The sequence below is a fragment of the Lutibacter flavus genome (assembly GCF_900188355.1).
Lineage (GTDB): Bacteria > Bacteroidota > Bacteroidia > Flavobacteriales > Flavobacteriaceae > Lutibacter > Lutibacter flavus.
Genome location: NZ_FZNX01000003.1, coordinates 485,700 through 504,831, shown reverse-complemented (window position 1 = coordinate 504,831; position 19,132 = coordinate 485,700). Strand labels below are relative to the sequence as shown.

Below are 19,132 nucleotides of genomic sequence, written 5' to 3'. Positions count from 1 at the left end.
GCTACAGTTGGATTGTCAACTTCACAAAAAGTTTGATTGCTTTCTGAAGTTGTTGGAGGTGGAGTTGAAATGATAGATGTGGTTACTGCCAATCTTGTTGCACTTGAACAACCATTAGTATCAGTTTGGGTAGCCCAATAATCTTCACCATTTATTAATGAATCTGTATCGTTTAAAGCAGAAGTTGAAGTTTCCGTATCATACCAAAGCACTCCATTACCAGTAGCATTTAAATCCGCTACAGTTGGATTGTCAACTTCACAAAAAGTTTGATTGGTTTCTGTCGTTGTTGGAGGTTGTGGCGAAATTATGGAAGCTGTTACCATTAATCTTGTAGAACTTTCACAACCAGAAGTATCAGTTTGTGTAGCCCAATAATCTTCACCATTTATTAAAATATCATCTACATTTAAAGGGATAGATGATGAACCAGTATCATACCACAATATTCCATTACCAGTAGCATTTAAATTGGCTACAGTTGGATTGTCAACTTCACAAAAAGTTTGACTTGTTTCAATTGCTGTTGGTGGTGGCGTAGTGATAATAGATACATTAACATTTGACGTATCATTTGGGCAAATACCAATACTGCTGGATACCAAATAGGTATAAGTTCCTTCAGTATTAACACCAGGTTCAAAAGTTCCTAAATAGCCACCAGTTAATGTACTTGGACCGGACCATGTTCCTGTATTGTCTGGAGTTCCGCCTAATAATTCAAATAAATTTGTTGCTGTTAAATTTGCTTCACATTCTGAATATGTTCCATCAGTACCAGCATTTGGACTTATATCAATAACTACATTGGTCAATGAGCGTACAGTTCCTTCACAAGGAAAAGTGGTTTGTGCAGCCCAATAATCTTTACCATCAATTAATGGTAAATTCAAATTTAAGGGTTCTGTACTTGTTTCATATTCATACCATGTTATATTTGTCTCAGTTGCTTTTAAATCTGCTACTGTAGGATTTGAAGAAGAACAAAATGTTTGATTTTGGTCGACGTTAGGAGCTGGTGGATTAACCATTGTTACGGTTGTAGGAAGTCTTTCACTTGTGCACCCATTTTCTGTCTGTTGAACCCAATAAGTTGATCCATCTATTAATAGATCCGAAGAGTTAAATAAATTTCCACCACTTTGAGCATCGTACCAGGCAATATTTAACCCAGTTGCTGATAAATCAGAAATTGTTGGGTTATCAATAGCGCATTTTCCAACAAAAACATCAACATTTGAAGGGGGTTGGCCATAAATTGATACTAATACAGCTAATCTATTTGGGCTACAATTACCATCATTAATATCATCAGCATAATAAGTATTGCCATCTATAAGAGGTGTTGACGGGTTATATTGGCTACCAGCAGTGATAGCATCAAACCAGACAATTGTTCCCCCAGATGCAACTAAACTTTCAATAGTGCTATTATCAGATTTACAAAAGGTTTGAGACGATTCTCCAGTGGTATCTGGATTTGTACATTGTGCAAATCCAGTATGAGAATAAAAAAATATACTTACTAAAAATATAAATATAAAATATATACGGGCTAATGAAAATTTTTCTTTTTCCATTGAATTTAAGTTGATTAGATATTTTCGTTAAACTGCAATTTTTAATTTTTACATATATGTAAAAATAAGAATAAAATACCATTTATTAATAAAAACAAGTTAATTATTTAGCAAATCAAGTTGTTTGTATGTTTTAAAATTTTTATCTGTTGATATTTATTCTTTTTAAGAGTTTACTTACATTTGAATTTACAAAATTTATATATAAATGAATATACATTTTATTGCTATTGGAGGAAGTGCGATGCACAATTTAGCTATTGCCTTAAATCAAAAAGGGTATCAAATTACTGGAAGTGATGATACCATATTTGAACCGTCAAAATCTCGATTAGATAAAAGAGGGTTATTACCAGAAAAATTTGGTTGGTTTCCTGAAAAAATAAAAAAATCTATAGATGCAATTATATTAGGAATGCACGCCAAACCAGACAATCCTGAATTATTAAAAGCTCAGGAATTAGGTTTAAAAATATATTCATACCCTGAGTTTTTATACGAACAATCTAAAGATAAAACTCGTGTTGTAATTGGAGGTTCTCATGGGAAAACAACAATTACTTCTATGATTTTACATGTGTTAAACTATCATGATATTAAAGTTGATTACATGGTAGGCGCTCAGTTAGAGGGCTTTGATACTATGGTACATCTAACACAAGAAAATGAGTTTATTGTTTTAGAAGGTGATGAGTATTTGTCAAGTCCAATTGATATGCGACCTAAATTTCATTTATACAAACCAAATATTGCCCTATTAAGTGGAATAGCATGGGATCATATCAATGTTTTTCCAACTTTTGAAAATTATATAGAGCAGTTTTCAATTTTTATAAACTCTCTAACTAAGGGTGGAATTATGGTATATAATGAGGAGGATGAAGTATTAAAAGACATAGTTGAAAATACAGAAAATACAATTAAGAAATATCCGTATAAAACTTTAGACTATAGAATTGAAAACGGAACTACATTTATTAATACAGCTTTAGGAGAAATGCCTTTAGAAATTTTTGGAGAACATAATCTTCAAAATTTAGCAGGAGCTAAATGGATTTGCCAACATATGGGGGTTGATGAAGATGAATTTTATGAAGCCATTGCTAGTTTTAAAGGAGCAAGTAAGCGTTTAGAAAAAATTGCAGAAAATGATTCTGCAGTTGTTTTTAAAGATTTTGCCCATTCACCAAGTAAGGTAGAAGCTACTTGTAATGCAGTAAAAGCGCAGTATCTAACTAGAAAAATAATGGCTTGCCTAGAGTTGCATACATATAGCAGTTTAAATGCAGATTTTTTAAAGGAATATGAAGGGGCCTTGAATAAGGCTGATGTAGCTGTGGTTTTTTATTCACCACATGCTGTTGAAATTAAAAAATTGGAAAAAGTTACAAAACAACAAATTAAAGATGCTTTTAACAGGGATGATTTAATAATCTATACCAATCCTGAAGAATTTAAAACTTTTTTGTTCAGCCAAAATTTTGAAAATTTAGCATTATTATTAATGAGCTCTGGTAATTATGGAGGTCTAGACTTTAATAAGTTTAAAGACTTAATTTAAATCTTCTTCCAAAAGAAAGGAGTTAATAGAATTAAGACTGTAAATAGTTCTAATCTACCAATAAGCATTAAAAAAGAACAAAACCATTTTGCTGGAATAGTTAAATGAGCAAAGTTATCCACCGGGCTAACTGAACCAATTGCTGGACCAATATTACCTAATGAGGATGCGGTTGCTCCCAAAGCTGACATGAAGTCTAAACCGAAAAAGGTTAGTAATACAGTGCTCATTATAAAAATAAGCATGTATAGAACAAAAAATGAGAGAATGTTGTAGATAATAGTTTTAGGAACGCTTCCGCCATCGTATCTAACCGGTATTATAGCATTTGGATGTAGTAATTTTTTAAATTCATAAAAACTACTTTTAATCATTACAATGTGCCGTACAATTTTAATACCACCACTTGTAGACCCTGCTGATCCACCAATAAAAAATAGAGAAAATATTATTACTGTCACCATTGCGCTCCACATTGTAAAATCAGCAGAAACAAAACCAGTTGTTGTGAGTACCGAAACCACTGAAAAAGCCGCATGTCTAAATGCACTTTCATTTGCCCCCCAAATTTTTGGATGGTCTAAACTTGTAACTAAATTTGAATCTTGATGATTCACAATTAAGTAGGTAATTAAAAGAGTGACTCCAATAGTTCCAAAGAAGTAATATCTAAATTCTTCACTCCTAAAAACTTTTTTAATTTTTCCTTTTAAAGCAAAATATGTTAAAACAAAATTAGCACCGGCAATAAACATAAAAGCTATAATTATATACTGTATTATTGGTGAACCGTTATAATGTGCAATACTTGCATTTTTAGTTGAAAATCCACCAGTACTCATTGTAGCCATCGCGTGATTTATAGCATCAAACCAAGTCATTCCGGCAAACTTTAATAGAAAAAACTCTGTAAATGTTAAAGAGAAATATATTAACCAAAGTCTTTTTGCGGTTTCTGTAATTCGTGGATGCATTTTATCTGCAGATGGTCCGGGAGCTTCAGCCATAAACAGCTGCATTCCTCCAATACCTAACAAAGGTAAAATGGCCACTGTAAGCACAATAATTCCCATACCACCAATCCAGTGGGTTGCACTTCGCCAAAATAAAATTCCTTTTGGCATAGCTTCAATATCAGTTAATATTGATGAGCCTGTGGTTGAATATCCTGAAAGAGTCTCAAAAAAAGCATCTGCATATACCGGAATAGTGTTAGTATAAACATAAGGTAAAGTTCCAGTTAATGTAAGCATTAACCATCCTAAAGTTACAATTAAATAGCCTTCTTTTTTACCTATATTTTTTTTTGCATTTCTATTAAAAAACCATAAAATAAAACCAATTGCAATTGTTGTGATACCAGCTTCTAGAATGCCCCATTTTTCATATTCATTATGGTATATGCTAAAAGGAACTGCAACTAACATAAATAAGCCATTCAGTATAGATGTAAGTCCTAAAAAACTTATGATTATTTTAAAATTGAGGTTCTTCATACGATTAGTTAAATAATTTTTCAACTTTATGAATAGCTTCAGGTAAGCAAAATACTACCGCTTTGTCTCCAGCTAAAATTTGAAAATCACCAAATGTCATATGAGCAATTCCATTTCTAATTACGCCGCCAAAAACAGCATTTTTAGTTAAATTTATGTCTTTTACTAACTTTTTTGTTACTGCTGAATTTTCTTTAACCCTAAATTCTAATACTTCTGCATCAACATTGTGTAGGTTGGCTAATTTTAAAACATCACCTTTTCTTACATGTTTAAAAATGGCACTTGCAGCTAATAATTTTTTATTAATTAAAGTATCAATTCCAATAGTTTGGGAGATGTTTATGTAATCCATATTTTCAACCAAAGCGATGGTTTTTTTAACACCTTTAGATTTTGCAACCAAACATGACATAATATTTGTTTCGGAATTACCAGTTACGGCAACAAATGCATCCATATCTGCAATATTTTCCTCTTCAAGCAATTCAACATTTCTACCATCTCCTTTAATTACAAGCACATTTGGAAGCTTTTCGGCAATCTCTTTTGCACGTACTTTATTAATTTCAAGTAATTTAATATTAAATTTATTATCACAAAGATTTCTTGCTGCTTTTACACCTATTTTTCCTCCACCTAAAATCATTACATTTTTAACTCCAAACTGAGTTTTACCCATTAATTTGTAGAGTTGTTTTATGCTTTCTTTTGGTGTTGAAAAATAAATTTGATCGTTTGCTCTATAAACTGTATTTCCTCTTGGTATAATGGTTTCGCTGCTATTTTCAGGTTTTATTGCTATGGTTATAAAATCTATATCTAAAAACTTATTACGTGCTTCGTGTACTGTTAAATTTATTAAAGGCGAATTGTATTCTAAGGTGCTTCCTAAAATATTTAAGGTTCCATTTTCAAACTGAATAGTATCATTAAAAGCAGATTGATTTAAGAGCATTTCTATTTCATCAGCAGCTAATTCACCTGGAGAAATCATACTATCGATACCCAATTCTGTAAAATCTATTTCTGAACTTTTTGTGAACTCATGATTGGAAATTCTGGCAATTGTTTTTTTGGCTCCTAATTTCTTTGCTAAAACTGCTATTGTAAAATTTGTATTTTGAGATTCTGTTACCGCCAGAAAAATATCTGCTTTATCAATATTTATTTCTTTTAAAAGTTTTATTGAAGTAGCATCACCTTTTTTAGTAATAACATCTATATGACTGCTTGCGTAATCTAATTTTTCAGAATCTGTATCAACTAAATAAATATCTTGAGATTCAAAAGAAAGTAGTTTCGCCAAATGAAACCCCACATCTCCTGCACCTGCAATTATAATTTTCATGTGTAGAAATATTTATGCAAAGATATTACTCTTATCTTTGAAAAAAAAATATTGTTATGGGTTATGAGAATAAATCGTTTTCTATAAAGTCTTGGGCTGAAGATGACAGGCCAAGGGAAAAATTAATATTAAAAGGGAAGTCGGTATTGTCTGATGCTGAATTAATTGCAATTTTAATTGGTTCAGGGAACAGAAGTGAGAGCGCAGTAGATTTATCTAAAAGAATTTTAGCCTCCATAGATAATAATATTAATAAATTAGGAAAATTATCAGTTTCCGATTTACAAAAATTTAAAGGAATTGGTGAAGCGAAAGCAATTTCAATAATTACAGCGTTGGAGCTTGGTAGAAGAAGAAGACTGGAAGAAGCTTTGGAATTACCTAAAATTACTAGTAGCAGTGCAGTTTTTAATATTATGCAGCCAATTATTGGGGAGCTACATCACGAAGAATTTTGGATAATTTATCTTAATAATTCTAACAAAGTTTTATATAAAGAGCAGTCTAGCAAAGGAGGTTTAACAGGTACCTTGGTTGATGTAAGATTGGTATTTAAAAAAGCAATTGAATTGTTTTCAACGGCTATTATTTTATGTCACAACCACCCTTCGGGGAAGTTACAGCCAAGTAGTGCAGACAAGTCAATTACTACTAAATTAAAACTAGCAGGAGAGACATTAGATATTAAAGTTTTAGACCATTTAATTATAACTGAAAATGCGTATTTTAGCTTTGCCGATGAAAATTTAATGTAATTTAGAAACATGAATATTTTTATAAAATAATCAATAGCCAACAACAGAGAATAATGCTTCTAGTTTATACGTATAAAATAACTCCCAGACTTAATTATATTTTTAAACATTTTTTTGTTAGAATATTGCAAATACCTGTTACTTTTTCAACAAAAGTAGATGAATTTGTAGCACATAATGGTCCAAAAATTAGTTATTCAAAAAATCCATTAGGATCAGAATTTTTTATTAGAAGTAACGATCTGTTATTTGATCAAGGAATTAATGATATTGATATAAATATCTCAAATTGGGATGATGTTCCTTGTTTTTTTCCTGCGGGAGAAGCTTCAAGTATTCCATTTGATATTTTTGCAGCAAGTTTTTATTTAATAAGTAGGTATGAAGAGTATTTACCTCACGTGCAAGATATTCATGAACGTTTTCCTGCCGATGAAAGTTTGGCATTTAAAAATGGGTTTTTAGAAAAACCTGTAGTAGATATTTGGGCTTTTAAGTTTTTAGAGCTTTTAAAAGATAAATTTCCAAAATATAATTTCAATACAAGAGAATTTAATTTTATTTCAACAATAGATGTTGATTCGGCTTTTGCCTATAAAAACAAAGGTATTGTTAGATCAATTGGTGGTTATATTAATGATATTTTACATTTAAGATTTGTTAATTTATGGCATCGATTATTAACCAATTTAAATTTTAGGGAAGATCCTTTCGACACATTTTCTGAAATTTTAAAAATTAAAAAAGAACATAATATATCAACATTATTTTTCTTTTTAATTGGTGATTATACGACTTATGATAAGAATATTTCTTTTTCAAATACAAAATTTAAATCTTTAATAAAATCAATTGCTGATTATGCTAAAATAGGATTGCATCCATCCTATTTTTCAATAAGAAATGATGAAAAGCTTAAAAAAGAAAAAGCACGTTTAGAAGGAATAATTAATACGCCTGTTGTTTTTTCAAGACAGCATTATTTAAGGTTAATTATTCCTGAAACATATCAAAATTTAATTGATTTAGATATTCAAGAAGATTATACAATGGGATATGCTAAATATGTTGGGTTTAGAGCAAGTACTTGTACTCCTTTTTATTTTTATGATCTTGATTTTGAAATTCAAACTCCGTTAAAATTATTTCCATTTGCAATAATGGATGTTGCTTTAAAAGATTATATGCAGCTTTCAAATAAAGAAAGTTTAAATAAAATATTGGAGTTGAAAAATGAAGTTAAAAACGTAAATGGAACTTTTATAAGTTTGTTTCATAATGAAACTTTAAGTGAAAATGAGAAGTGGGAAGGTTGGAGTGATATTTATAAGAAAATGGTTAATTAAACTATTTTATGATTCGTTATTTAAAGAGAAATCAGTTAGATGTAATAAAATATGATAATTGTATTAAATTGTCTTTAAATTCACGTATTTATGCTTTTAGTTGGTATTTAGATATTGTTGCTGATAATTGGGATGCATTGGTTTTAAATGATTATGAAGCTGTGATGCCTATCACATATTTAAAAACAAAAAGAAATTTATTTTTTAAAAAAATTCTTCAACCACCATTTTGTCAGCAGTTGGGTGTTTTTTTTCTGCAAGAATTATCTAAAGAAGATTTTGAATTGTTTTTAGATAATTTTATAAAAATGCTTCCGAAGCAATATAATTTTAATTCAATGAATTTTATTGGAGAACCAGCTGTTAAAAAGAGTATTGAAGAAAGAAAAAATTATGAATTAATTCTTTCAAATGATTACAATATAATTTATAAGAGTTACTCAAATAATTTAAAGAGAACTATAGTTAAAGCGGAAAAAAATCAATTAGAAATATCCAACGATGTTACTTTAAAAAATCTAATTTCAATAAAAAAACAAACTGCAAAGCATAAAATTTCTAGTAAAAATATAGAAAAATTTGAGAATTTAGTAAATGAGCTAAAATTTAGAAAAATTGGTAGTATTTATGGAGTTTATGTTAAGGATGAGCTTATTAGTGCCGCTTTTTTTACAAATTACAATGGGCGATTGATACATTTATTCTCGGCAACAAGCGAAAAGGGGAAAAAATATGGAGCAACGTCGTTTCTTTTTGATTATTTAATTAAAGAGAATATTAATAATTGTTTGATTTTTGATTTTGAGGGGTCGATGATATCTGGTGTTGCAAATTTTTTTAAGTCGTTTGGAGCCGTTTCACAAAATTACCATTGCTACACTAATTCATGAAAAAATTAAGTTCATACATATTAAAAAGTCTTATCAGTATTTCAAATCAGAGGATTTTAATTCCGTTTTATCATGCTGTTTCAGATGAGGCACCTCCATTTGTAGAACATTTATACAGGCCTCGAAGCATTGTAAATTTTGAACGTGATTTAGATACTTTATTAGAGTTTTATAAACCTATTTCTTTAAAAGAACTAACTAAATTAACAAAATCAGAACTAAAGGGAAATGAAAATTATTTTCATCTAACTTTTGACGATGGTCTTGATAATTTTTATGAAATTGTTGCTCCAATATTGAAAAAAAAGAACATACCAGCTACTATATTTTTAAATACAGATTTTGTTGATAATAAGGAGTTATTTTTTAGGTATAAAGCAAGTTTACTTTTAGGTGAATACCTTAATTCGACTGTTGATGTTAAAAATTTATTTTATAAATTTTTAAAGAAAAATAATTATACTGGTACAAATGTTCGTGCTTTTTTATTAACTATAAAATATCAAAATAGAAGTATTTTAGATGATTTAGCAGATGTTTTGAATTATGACTTTTCTTATTTTTTAAAAATTGAGAAACCTTATCTATCTAAAATTAAAATTAAAGAACTAATAACAGAAGGTTTTACATTTGGTGCCCATTCAGAAAATCACCCTTTTTTTAATGAGTTGACGCGAGAGGAACAATTAGCACAAACCTTTAATAGTATAAATTGGGTTAAAAAAGAATTAAACCAAAGCGTTAAAGCGTTTTCTTTTCCATTTCATGATATTGGTATACCTAAAGCATTTTTTGAGAAGTTATCAGATGAAATGGATATAAGTTTTGGAACATCTGGGATAAAGAGGGATTCTGTAAAAAATAATTTTCAGAGAATTTCCTTTGAACGTGCACCAAGTAATATTAAACTGTTTTTGATAAAAGAATATTTCAACTATTTTTTAAAAATTCCTTTAGGTAAAAGTATCATTAAGCGCTAAAATAATGGTAACAATAAGAAAAATAAAATTAAAGGATTTAGAAACTTTTATTAAATCCAACGAATATTTAAGTTTTGAAGAGAAACCAATTTCAGAAGCTAGATCCATTTCTTATTTAAAAAATCCAAATGCAGATGATAATGATATTGTTCTCTATTTAGGCTTTAAAAATAATAAATTAATTGGCTATAAAAGTATTTTTGCTGATACCTTTATATCTAATAATTCTAAAGTTAAATTTGGCTGGCTTAGCGGAACATGGACGCATCAAAACTTTAGAAGACGTGGAGTTTCTTCTTTGTTGTTTGAGGAAGTTTATAAAGACTGGAGAGGAAGGTTAATGTATACAAATTACGCTAAAGAATCTAAAGCAGTATATGATAAAACGGGCAAATTTGAATTGTTAAACAAGCTAGAAGGTTATAGGTATTATTTTAGATTTTGTTTTAAAGAATTATTACCTCCAAAGTCCATTTTTTGGAAAAAAAACAAAAACATATTGGGTTATTTAGATAACATCTTAAATTTAATTTTTGATTTTAGGTTTAAATTATTTAAAGTTAAAAGGTTTAGTTTATATAAGTTTGAGAAAATTGAAAAATTGGATATTGAGATAGAGAGTTTTTTAAAACCTTATAAAAAAAAGGAACTTTTTCAAAGAGATAAGAAAATTTTTGAATGGATAATTAACTACCCATGGATTAAAACAGATAGTGAAACTAAAGAAAATTCAGAACAATATCATTTTTCATCATATGCTTGTAGTTTTGAAACAAATTGGCATAAAATTTATAATAGAAATACGCATAAGATTCTTGGTGTTGCTTTAATAAATGCAAGAGATAAACAATTGAAAATTCCATATTTTTATAGCAATCCAGAGGCTATTTTGACTTTAAAGAATGAGATTTTAAAGTTAATTTTAAGTAAAAAGCTAAATTATATTACTATTTATAACCAAGAGCTAAACGAAAGTTTATTAAACGGGAAAATTTTAAAATTGAAAAGAAAAAAATTTACTCAGAATTATTTTGTGTCAAAAGAATTGTTAAAAGAATTTCCAGAAATTAAAAATTTATCTGTTCAAAGTGGAGACGGTGATGTAGTGTTTACTTAATTTTAGAGGATTATCTTGGTCAAATATTATATTCTAGATAAATTAATTTACAATCTCAAGTATTTTAAAACTTCTTTAACAAAAGTTGTGTATTGCTTATTAAGTTAATATTTTAAAATACAATTTCGAAAATGAGTTTGAAATAGTTTTTACTCCAAAATTTTCTCTAGCATAATTATGTATCAATATTTTATCGAACCTAATATCATTATTAGATATTTTTAAAATAGCATTTTCAAGCGCAACTTCATCTTTTGAAGGAATTAAAAAACCAAAATTACTAGGAAAATATTCTTTTATACCTCCAACATTAGTTGAAATTACAGGAACACCACATGCAAATGATTCTAATATTACACAGGGTAAGTTTTCATAGTTACTAAACATAACAAAAACGTTAGAATTTTGCATATAATTGGCTACTTCATGATTTGGAATTTGTTCAATTAACTGAATATTTTTAATTTTTAATTCTTCTATAAATGTTTTATATTTAATTGAATTATTTCCTATTAGGTTGAATTTTATATTTGGAATTTTGGTTTGTAATTTTGAAATTACTCTTAAAATACCTTCAATATTTTTAATTTTAGTATCCATTCCTGAAACATGTGTGATTGTAAATTCCTTTGGTTTGTTTTTGGAAATGTTAAAGAAGTCGGTATTTACAACATTTGGTATTGGATGAAAATTTCCATTAAGTCCAAAGTCAATCATTTCATGTTGCAAATGCCTGGTAACTGGACTAATAAAAGAAGCGTTTTTAGCAATAATTTTGGTGATAAATTTCTCTAAAATGCCTATTGATATATTGTGTGGGTATTGGTATTTGCTCCAATGTTCAGAAATTATGTAGTTTTTATTTTTAAACCATTTTAAATATAAGGCTATCATACCTACTGGGAAGGTTATATTAACATGAACAACATCAAAATATTTTATGGTTTTTATTGTGGAAATATATGATTTAAAAAAATTATATAATTTATATATACGATTATTGGTTTCTGGAAGGTAAAAAATATGTGTTTTAACATTGTTAATTACCTGAAAAGTATTTTTATTTATTTTTAAATTTTTATCAGAAATAACATGAATCAGCGTTACATTGTGTTTGGTAGCAACAGCTTCCGCATGTCTTTGAATAAAGTCACCATTTGAAGGTGAAACTTTTGATGGATACCAACTACTTAAAAATAATATGTGAAGTTTTTTATCCAATTTTAATTTTTAAACATTATTGCTAAAATAGGTTTTTTAGTGTTAATTATATTTATAATTTTAGAGAATGAAAATCAATCATATATTTTTCGATTTAGATCACACTCTTTGGGATTTTGAAACAAATTCTGATATTGCATTTGATGCTATTTTTAAAAAGCATAATCTAAAAATAGATTTACATAAGTTTTTGAATTATTATAGAGGAATCAACCAGAAATATTGGAAGTTATATAGAGAAGAAAAAATTTCGAAGGAAGATTTAAGAGAGGGGAGATTAAAAGATACTTTTGCAAAAATAAAATACAATGTTAGTAATGATGTGGTTAATTATTTAGCTATTGATTATATTGAATTTTTACCTAATAATAATATCCTATTTGAAGGTACATATGAGATTTTAGATTATTTACATCCTAATTATGAGTTACATATAATTACCAACGGATTTAATGAAGTACAGTTTAAAAAACTAGATAATTCTGGATTGTCAAAATATTTTGATAAAATAATCACCTCCGAAGAAGCTGGAGTAAAAAAGCCAAATCCACATATTTTTCAATTTGCTTTAAATAAAGCAAATGCAGTCTCAAACGAATCAATAATGATTGGTGATAATTGGGAAGCTGATATAATGGGGGCTAAAAGTGCAGGTTTTGATGTTATATTTTGTAATTTTAACAAGGAACCAGTTTCTGAAAGTATAAAATCTGTTTCTAACTTAAGTCAAATTAAAAAATATCTTTAATAATTTTTATATGAAAAAATCATTTTTATTAGCATTCTTTCTAATGTTAAGTACATTTACTTTTGCCCAAAAAAGTATTAATTCTTACAAATATATTTTGGTTCCAAAACAATTTGAATTTCAAAAAACAGAAGATAGTTATCAAATAAATTCTTTAGTTAAATTTTTATTTGAAAGAGAAGGATTTAATGTGTTTTTTGAAAATGATTCTTATCCGAGTGACTTAGCATCAGATAGATGCTTAGCTTTAAGAGTTAATATGAAAAATAATTCTAGTTTTTTAAGTACAAAAATGAAAATGGAGTTAATAGACTGTAATAATAGATCAGTATTTTCATCAAAAGAAGTTAAATCAAAAGAGAAAGATTATAAAAAGGCTTACCAAGAAGTTGTTAGAAAGTCTTTTAAAGATGTTGAAGCATTAAATTACACCTATTCAGGTTCTGGTAAAATAGTTATTTCCGAGCCAGTTGAAGTTTTAGAAGCTGAAGAGGTTGAGGAAATAACTTTAGAAGAAGAGGTTGGTAATGAGGTTGTTGAGAAAGAAAAAATTGAGAAAAATGTTTCAAAACCAGTTGATAAAATAATTGATGTTAAAGAAATTAAAGGTGTCGAAAGAGCAGTGGTTGTAAAAGCAGAGGATGAAATTGAAAAAAGAGTTTTTAAACCAGTAGTTTTTGCGCTTGAAGGAAATTATCTTATTGACAATTGGGGTAAAAGTTCAATTTCTAAAAAAGGAGATAATTATTCAGTAATTGGGGGAGATGAACATTTTGAATTTGCCACTATTTACAAAACTTCAAAACCTAATATTTACATTATTAAATGGTTGGCTTTTAAACAGCCACAATTATTAGAAATTACTAATGAGGGAAATTTGAATATTGATACTTCTAATGGTATAAAAATTTATAAAAAAGTAAATTAGTAATCGTATTTTGTTTTCCATCTGTTTTTTAAAAAATCTCTAAGATTGTTTTCTCTGGCATTATTTCCAGGTTCAAATAATTTAGTGCCTTTTACTTCATCAGGAAAAAACTCTTGCTCAATAAAGTTATTTTCATAACTATGCGCGTATTTGTAGTTTTTACCATAATCTAACTCTTTCATAAGCTTTGTTGGTGCATTTCTTAAATGTAAGGGTATAGATAAATCGCCTGTTTCACGAACTAACGCCTGAGCCTTTCCAATGGCTTCATAAGAGGCATTACTTTTAGGAGAAGTAGCTAAATATACTACACATTGACTTAAAATAATTCTGGACTCAGGAAATCCAATTATATTTACAGCTTGAAAGGTGTTGTTTGCCATTATCAATGCCGTTGGATTTGCATTTCCTATATCTTCTGAGGCTAAAATTAATAACCTTCTGGCAATAAATTTAGCATCCTCACCACCTTCAATCATTCTTGCTAACCAATATACCGCTGCATTAGGATCGCTTCCTCTTATCGATTTTATAAATGCAGAAATAATATCATAATGTTGCTCACCGGTTTTATCATATAAAACGGTGTTTTTTTGAATTTTAGAAAGGACCATATCATTTGTAATTGTGATAGGTTCATTTTCTGAATTAACAACCAATTCAAATATGTTTAACAGCTTCCTTGCATCTCCACCGGAAACTCTTAATAACGCTTCAGTTTCTTTTATTTCAATTTTCTTTTTTGAAATGAATTCATCTTTATGCAAAGCCCGTTCTAATAATTCTTCTAAATCAGATTTACTAAAAGAATTTAAAATATAAACCTGACAACGTGATAGGAGGGCAGGAATAACTTCAAAACTTGGATTTTCGGTAGTTGCACCAATTAGTGTAACCCAACCCTTTTCTACAGCACCTAACAAAGAATCTTGTTGTGATTTACTAAACCTATGAATTTCATCAATAAATAAAATCGGATTTTTTTCAGTAAACAACCCTCCACTTTGTTTTGCTTTAGCAATTACATCTCGCACATCTTTTACACCCGAACTAATAGCGCTTAATGTATAAAAAGGGCGTTTAGATTCTTGAGCAATTATATTAGCTAATGTTGTTTTCCCGATACCTGGTGGTCCCCAAAAGATTAAAGAAGGAATTATTCCACGCTTAATATGTTGGGTTAATGCTCCATTTTTTCCAATTAAATGTTGCTGGCTAATATAGTCATCAAGTGTTTTAGGACGAATTCGTTCTGCTAAAGGCTCATTCATATGGTAAAAATAATAAATTAATAAGCTATATTTTATTGTTACTGTCAATATTTCAGAATATAGTTTTTTGGACTTATATTTGATACTTTAAGACCTTATGGAAGATCAAACTTTTAAATATCGCAGAAGTGTATTAATGGTCCCTATTATTGCCATTGTTCTAATTTGGCTTATTTATTTTATTGAGATAAAATTTTCTTATAATTTTAATAAATATGGGATTTATCCTAAAACATTTAAAGGGCTAAGAGGAATTTTATTCTCACCATTTATACATAGTAATGCCAACCATTTATTTAATAATTCAATTCCATTGGCAGTAATGTTAACTAGTTTGTATTATTTTTATAACAAAATAGCAAATAGAGTGCTTTTTTTTGGGTTAATTCTATCGGGTCTTTTAACTTGGTTAATTGCACGTCCAGCTATGCATATTGGCGCTAGTGGAATCGTATATTTGTTGGTAAGCTTTGTTTTTTTTAGTGGAATATTTAGAAAATATTACAGATTAACAGCATTATCTTTAATAGTCGTTTTTTTATATGGAGGTATGGTTTGGTATATTTTTCCTACTGAAGAACGGATTTCTTGGGAAGGACACTTATCTGGTTTTTTAGTTGGGTTTATTTTTTCATTTATATTTCGAAAAATGGGACCGCAACCCGAAAAATTCAATTTTATTAAAAACGAAGAATTTGAAAAATTATTCGATGAAGATGGAAACTATAATCCTCCCGAAGAACTCGAAGAAAAATTAGATATAGAGGTAAAAGATAATAATAATTAACTCTTAACTTTTATTCTTTGTCTCGTGGCCTCATATAAAAGTGCACCACAAGCAACAGATACATTCAAAGATTCGATTTCTCCTAGTAATGGAAGTTTAGCTTTATGATCTACTATTTTAAGTATTGATGGATTTATTCCTCTATCTTCAGATCCCAGAATAAGAGCAGTAGGCAAAGTTAAATCGACATCATAGATTAAGTTTTCAGTTTTCTCGGTAGCAGCAACAATTTGTATTTCTGCTGCTTGAAATTGAAAAATAGCATCTTTAATATGATCAACTTTACAAATTGGAATTTTAAAAGCTGCACCAGCAGATGTTTTTACAGTATCAGCGCTAATAGGAGCATTTCCTTGTTTTTGTATTATAATTCCACTAACACCAGTACATTCCGCAGTTCTAATAATTGCACCAAAGTTTCTAACATCGGAAATTTGATCTAACAATAAAAATAATGGAGTAGGATTTACAGCTAAAGTATTTAAAATTAAAGTGTCTAGATCTGCAAATTCAATTGGAGATATTTGAGCTGCTACACCTTGATGATTGCTGTTTTTTGAAAGTCTGTTTAGCTTTTCAACAGGAACATGGCTAGTGGCAATATTATTCTTTTTAATTAGTGAGTTTAATTCTGAAAATAAATGACCACTTAAGTCTTTTTGTATAAAAACTTTACTAATTGTTTTTCCAGAATTAATTGCCTCAATTATTGCTCTAATTCCAAATATTTTTGATACTTCGTTTTCCATTTTGCAAATGTAGTTATATTGTATGAATAAAAAAACCACCGCAATTGCGGTGGTTTTATAAAATTCTATCTTTTATTTAAAATAGATTTAGTTTGTGTCAAACGTATTGGATTCACTAGCTCCAAAACTTCCACCACCTGTAGCTTTTACTGCGCCACCAATTGTTAAAGAATAAGAACCAAGGTTATCACCATCATTCATACCATCAGCATAAGCGTCTGTAAAAGTTAACGTGTAATCTCTTCCAGCACATAATGTGATGTTTTCAGATACAGGTGCTTGACCATTAACATAGGATCCTTCTGGTTTAGACATTACAACGCCTCCTAATGCATCAATAATCTGCCATCCAGTTTCCTCAGCATAGTAATCAAAAGTAATATCTAATGTTCCGGTAACTTCGTTACAGTTTTGAATATACTCAAGAGTAGTTGAACCTCCATTATTTAATCCCACTACATTTTCAAAGTTAATAGTAATTTTATTTACTCCAATACCTAAGTTTACATCAGATAAAGAAACAGTTAAAATTCCTTCGTTTGTTCCACCTTCAATAGTTACAGAAGCAGGCACATCATATGAACCAGCCGCTGCATTAGAACCATCTACAGTTACGTTATAAGTTGTGGCAGCACTATTTACTTTAGCTGTATATACAGGTATATCAAAAGTAGTTGATCCTCCAGGATCTACTCCAGTTGAATATGTATCTGTTCCAAACGTAACATAGTCCAAAGCAGGAGGTAGATACGTGTCTTCACAATTAAGTAAAGAGATACTTACTAATAGTATCAAAAAGATATTTGCTATTTTTTTCATAAAGTTTAAATTTTGTTTAATAAATTATAAACATTTTAAATGTCTATTTATAAATTTTGATCGCTGATGAATGGGTTATTTTGAATTTCCGATTCTGGAATTTCAAATGTAAGTCTCTCATCATCATATTGAATAGTTTCACCAACTAAAGATAAGTGGTTAGCACCTCTTGTAGTGGATCTTTTATTTCTTTTTAAAGATAAGTAAGCCTTTCCTTCACCCCAAAGTTCTATTCTACCTTGTAAGTATATTTCATCTAAAAGAGCTTGACCAGATAAGCCATCAACATAAGAAACGTCTGGTAATCTTTCAGTTAATAAAGCCTTTAAGCTAGTTCTTGCGGTTCCATCGTCACCAGTCTTAGCAGCAGCTTCAGCATTTAAAAGATACATTTCAGCAATTCTCATATAAATATAATCTGCAGTTACCAATTGAGCGGCTCCGTATCGTTGTCTATCATCATCATAAAATTTCCCTATTGGCATCAATTCAAATGAACCAGCAGTATAAAACTGCCCTTTTCTTACGTCATTATCTGGTATGGCATCATAAAGATCTGAGTCGATAGATTTTGCATCACCAAAAGCAGCATAACTATAAGAGAAAAAATCCATTTGTCCCCACCAAGACACTAAATATAAAGCAGTATCTGCAGTTAAATCTACACCCCACATCCAACCAGATGTGTTTACATCATTAAATCCTCCCAATACTTCATCTGCACTCATTAAAGTATGTTCTCCAGAATTAATAACTTGTGATGTTAAAGTTTTAACTTCACCATCTCTTCCCATTGCTCCGTAAACATATGCTAAAATAGCTTTAGCTATATTTTGATTCACTTCTGTTTTGGTAGCTCTTCCAAATCCATCTAACAATGAAATTGCTGATAATAAATCAGTTTCAATAAGAGTGTAAATTTCAGATGCAGGTACTTTTGCGCTATTTTGATCTAATAAGTCATCATACAACGGTAAAATTTCTTCCGAAGGATTATAACTTTTTTGGAAGTATTGTGTTAAATAAAAGTATGAATGTGCTCTCATCGCTTTTGCCTGACCTAAAAGATATTTATTTTCCTGTAATTCAGGAATTGCTTCATTACCTCCTAAAGCATCAATAACTGTGTTTGCAGATCTAATAATACGATAGTAATATCTCCAAACTTGATAATTATCTGTAAATGTAAAATCTGTAGTACATTGTAATTCTGTAATACTAGCTCTATACCAACCATAAGTACTCACAGATAATGCCATATCTCCAGAAATCATATCTCCAAATATATCGTACCCTTTTTGACCAAAGTCATCATGTCCTGTAGTTCCACCAGTTCCTGTTTCAAATTGTAAAGCATAAATACCAGTTAAGGTACCCTTTACAACATCAGGATTTTTTGAAGCGGCATCCGCAATTTGTTGTGTTGTTAAGAACTCAGAAGGCTCTTTTTCCAAAAAGTCGTCTTGACAACTATAAGCAATCACTAAAGTAACTACGAATAATGTTATTTTAATTAATTTTTTCATTTTTTTC

At 29.2% G+C, this 19,132-nt stretch carries 17 protein-coding genes; 9 read left to right on the top strand and 8 right to left on the bottom strand.

What is annotated here, in order from left to right; genetic code table 11:
* A partial coding sequence (locus CHB63_RS11215) for an Ig-like domain-containing protein (RefSeq protein WP_141107301.1) occupies positions 1-1,580 on the bottom strand: 1,580 nt, incomplete at its 3' end.
* 208 nt (positions 1,581-1,788) lie between these two features.
* Between CHB63_RS11215 and CHB63_RS11210 the strand changes: the two genes are divergently transcribed.
* Entirely contained in the window at positions 1,789-3,141 is a 1,353-nt protein-coding gene (locus CHB63_RS11210) for a UDP-N-acetylmuramate--L-alanine ligase (RefSeq protein ID WP_089378540.1), read from the top strand.
* Here CHB63_RS11210 and CHB63_RS11205 read toward each other — a convergent pair.
* Both CHB63_RS11205 and trkA read right to left on the bottom strand, forming a co-directional pair.
* Positions 3,138-4,637, bottom strand: coding sequence for a TrkH family potassium uptake protein (locus tag CHB63_RS11205; protein WP_089378574.1), 1,500 nt, complete (start codon positions 4,635-4,637; stop codon positions 3,138-3,140). The two genes, CHB63_RS11210 and CHB63_RS11205, sit on opposite strands and share 4 nt — an antisense overlap.
* 4 nt (positions 4,638-4,641) lie before the next feature.
* Positions 4,642-5,988: a Trk system potassium transporter TrkA gene (gene trkA, locus CHB63_RS11200; RefSeq protein WP_089378539.1), complete on the bottom strand. Its 1,347-nt coding sequence runs from the start codon at positions 5,986-5,988 to the stop codon at positions 4,642-4,644.
* Positions 5,989-6,044: 56 nt separating this feature from the next.
* Between trkA and radC the strand changes: the two genes are divergently transcribed.
* Genes radC through CHB63_RS11175 form a run of 5 tightly spaced genes read left to right on the top strand, consistent with a single transcriptional unit; the run spans position 6,045 to position 11,076 of the window.
* On the top strand, positions 6,045-6,743 hold the full coding sequence (radC, locus tag CHB63_RS11195) for a RadC family protein (RefSeq protein WP_089378538.1): 699 nt from the start codon (positions 6,045-6,047) through the stop codon (positions 6,741-6,743).
* Positions 6,744-6,796: 53 nt separating this feature from the next.
* Entirely contained in the window at positions 6,797-8,089 is a 1,293-nt protein-coding gene (locus tag CHB63_RS11190) for a polysaccharide deacetylase family protein (protein ID WP_089378537.1), read from the top strand.
* An 8-nt stretch (positions 8,090-8,097) separates the two neighbouring features.
* The gene (locus tag CHB63_RS11185) at positions 8,098-8,979 is read left to right on the top strand and encodes a GNAT family N-acetyltransferase (RefSeq protein WP_089378536.1); all 882 of its coding nucleotides are present in this window, start codon (positions 8,098-8,100) and stop codon (positions 8,977-8,979) included.
* The gene (locus tag CHB63_RS11180) at positions 8,976-9,959 is read left to right on the top strand and encodes a polysaccharide deacetylase family protein (protein WP_089378535.1); all 984 of its coding nucleotides are present in this window, start codon (positions 8,976-8,978) and stop codon (positions 9,957-9,959) included. The genes CHB63_RS11185 and CHB63_RS11180 overlap by 4 nt, the downstream gene beginning before the upstream one ends.
* Positions 9,960-9,963: 4 nt before the next feature.
* A complete protein-coding gene (locus CHB63_RS11175) occupies positions 9,964-11,076 on the top strand; it encodes a GNAT family N-acetyltransferase (RefSeq protein WP_089378534.1) in 1,113 nt (370 codons plus the stop codon).
* A 99-nt stretch (positions 11,077-11,175) separates the two neighbouring features.
* Here CHB63_RS11175 and CHB63_RS11170 read toward each other — a convergent pair whose 3' ends face one another.
* Positions 11,176-12,297 carry a glycosyltransferase family 4 protein gene (locus CHB63_RS11170; RefSeq protein ID WP_089378533.1) on the bottom strand — a complete coding sequence of 374 codons (1,122 nt, stop codon included), beginning with the start codon at positions 12,295-12,297 and terminating at the stop codon, positions 11,176-11,178.
* 67 nt (positions 12,298-12,364) lie between these two features.
* Here CHB63_RS11170 and CHB63_RS11165 point away from each other — a divergent pair, with 67 nt between their 5' ends.
* On the top strand, positions 12,365-13,045 hold the full coding sequence (locus tag CHB63_RS11165; protein ID WP_089378532.1) for a YjjG family noncanonical pyrimidine nucleotidase: 681 nt from the start codon (positions 12,365-12,367) through the stop codon (positions 13,043-13,045).
* A 10-nt stretch (positions 13,046-13,055) separates the two neighbouring features.
* Positions 13,056-13,973, top strand: coding sequence for a hypothetical protein (locus CHB63_RS11160; RefSeq protein WP_141107300.1), 918 nt, complete (start codon positions 13,056-13,058; stop codon positions 13,971-13,973).
* Here CHB63_RS11160 and CHB63_RS11155 read toward each other — a convergent pair.
* Positions 13,970-15,244, bottom strand: coding sequence for a replication-associated recombination protein A (locus CHB63_RS11155; RefSeq protein ID WP_089378530.1), 1,275 nt, complete (start codon positions 15,242-15,244; stop codon positions 13,970-13,972). The two genes, CHB63_RS11160 and CHB63_RS11155, sit on opposite strands and share 4 nt — an antisense overlap.
* Before the next feature lie 97 nt (positions 15,245-15,341).
* Here CHB63_RS11155 and CHB63_RS11150 point away from each other — a divergent pair, with 97 nt between their 5' ends.
* The gene (locus tag CHB63_RS11150) at positions 15,342-16,031 is read left to right on the top strand and encodes a rhomboid family intramembrane serine protease (RefSeq protein ID WP_089378529.1); all 690 of its coding nucleotides are present in this window, start codon (positions 15,342-15,344) and stop codon (positions 16,029-16,031) included.
* Here CHB63_RS11150 and rlmB read toward each other — a convergent pair.
* The 3 genes from rlmB to CHB63_RS11135 form a co-directional block, all read right to left on the bottom strand.
* Positions 16,028-16,780, bottom strand: a complete 753-nt coding sequence (rlmB, locus tag CHB63_RS11145; RefSeq protein WP_089378528.1) for a 23S rRNA (guanosine(2251)-2'-O)-methyltransferase RlmB — start codon at positions 16,778-16,780, stop codon at positions 16,028-16,030. The genes CHB63_RS11150 and rlmB overlap by 4 nt on opposite strands.
* Positions 16,781-16,867: 87 nt before the next feature.
* Positions 16,868-17,599, bottom strand: a complete 732-nt coding sequence (locus tag CHB63_RS11140; protein WP_089378527.1) for a hypothetical protein — start codon at positions 17,597-17,599, stop codon at positions 16,868-16,870.
* Between the two features lie 47 nt (positions 17,600-17,646).
* Positions 17,647-19,125, bottom strand: a complete 1,479-nt coding sequence (locus CHB63_RS11135; RefSeq protein WP_089378573.1) for a RagB/SusD family nutrient uptake outer membrane protein — start codon at positions 19,123-19,125, stop codon at positions 17,647-17,649.
* Between the last annotated feature and the right edge of the window lie 7 nt (positions 19,126-19,132).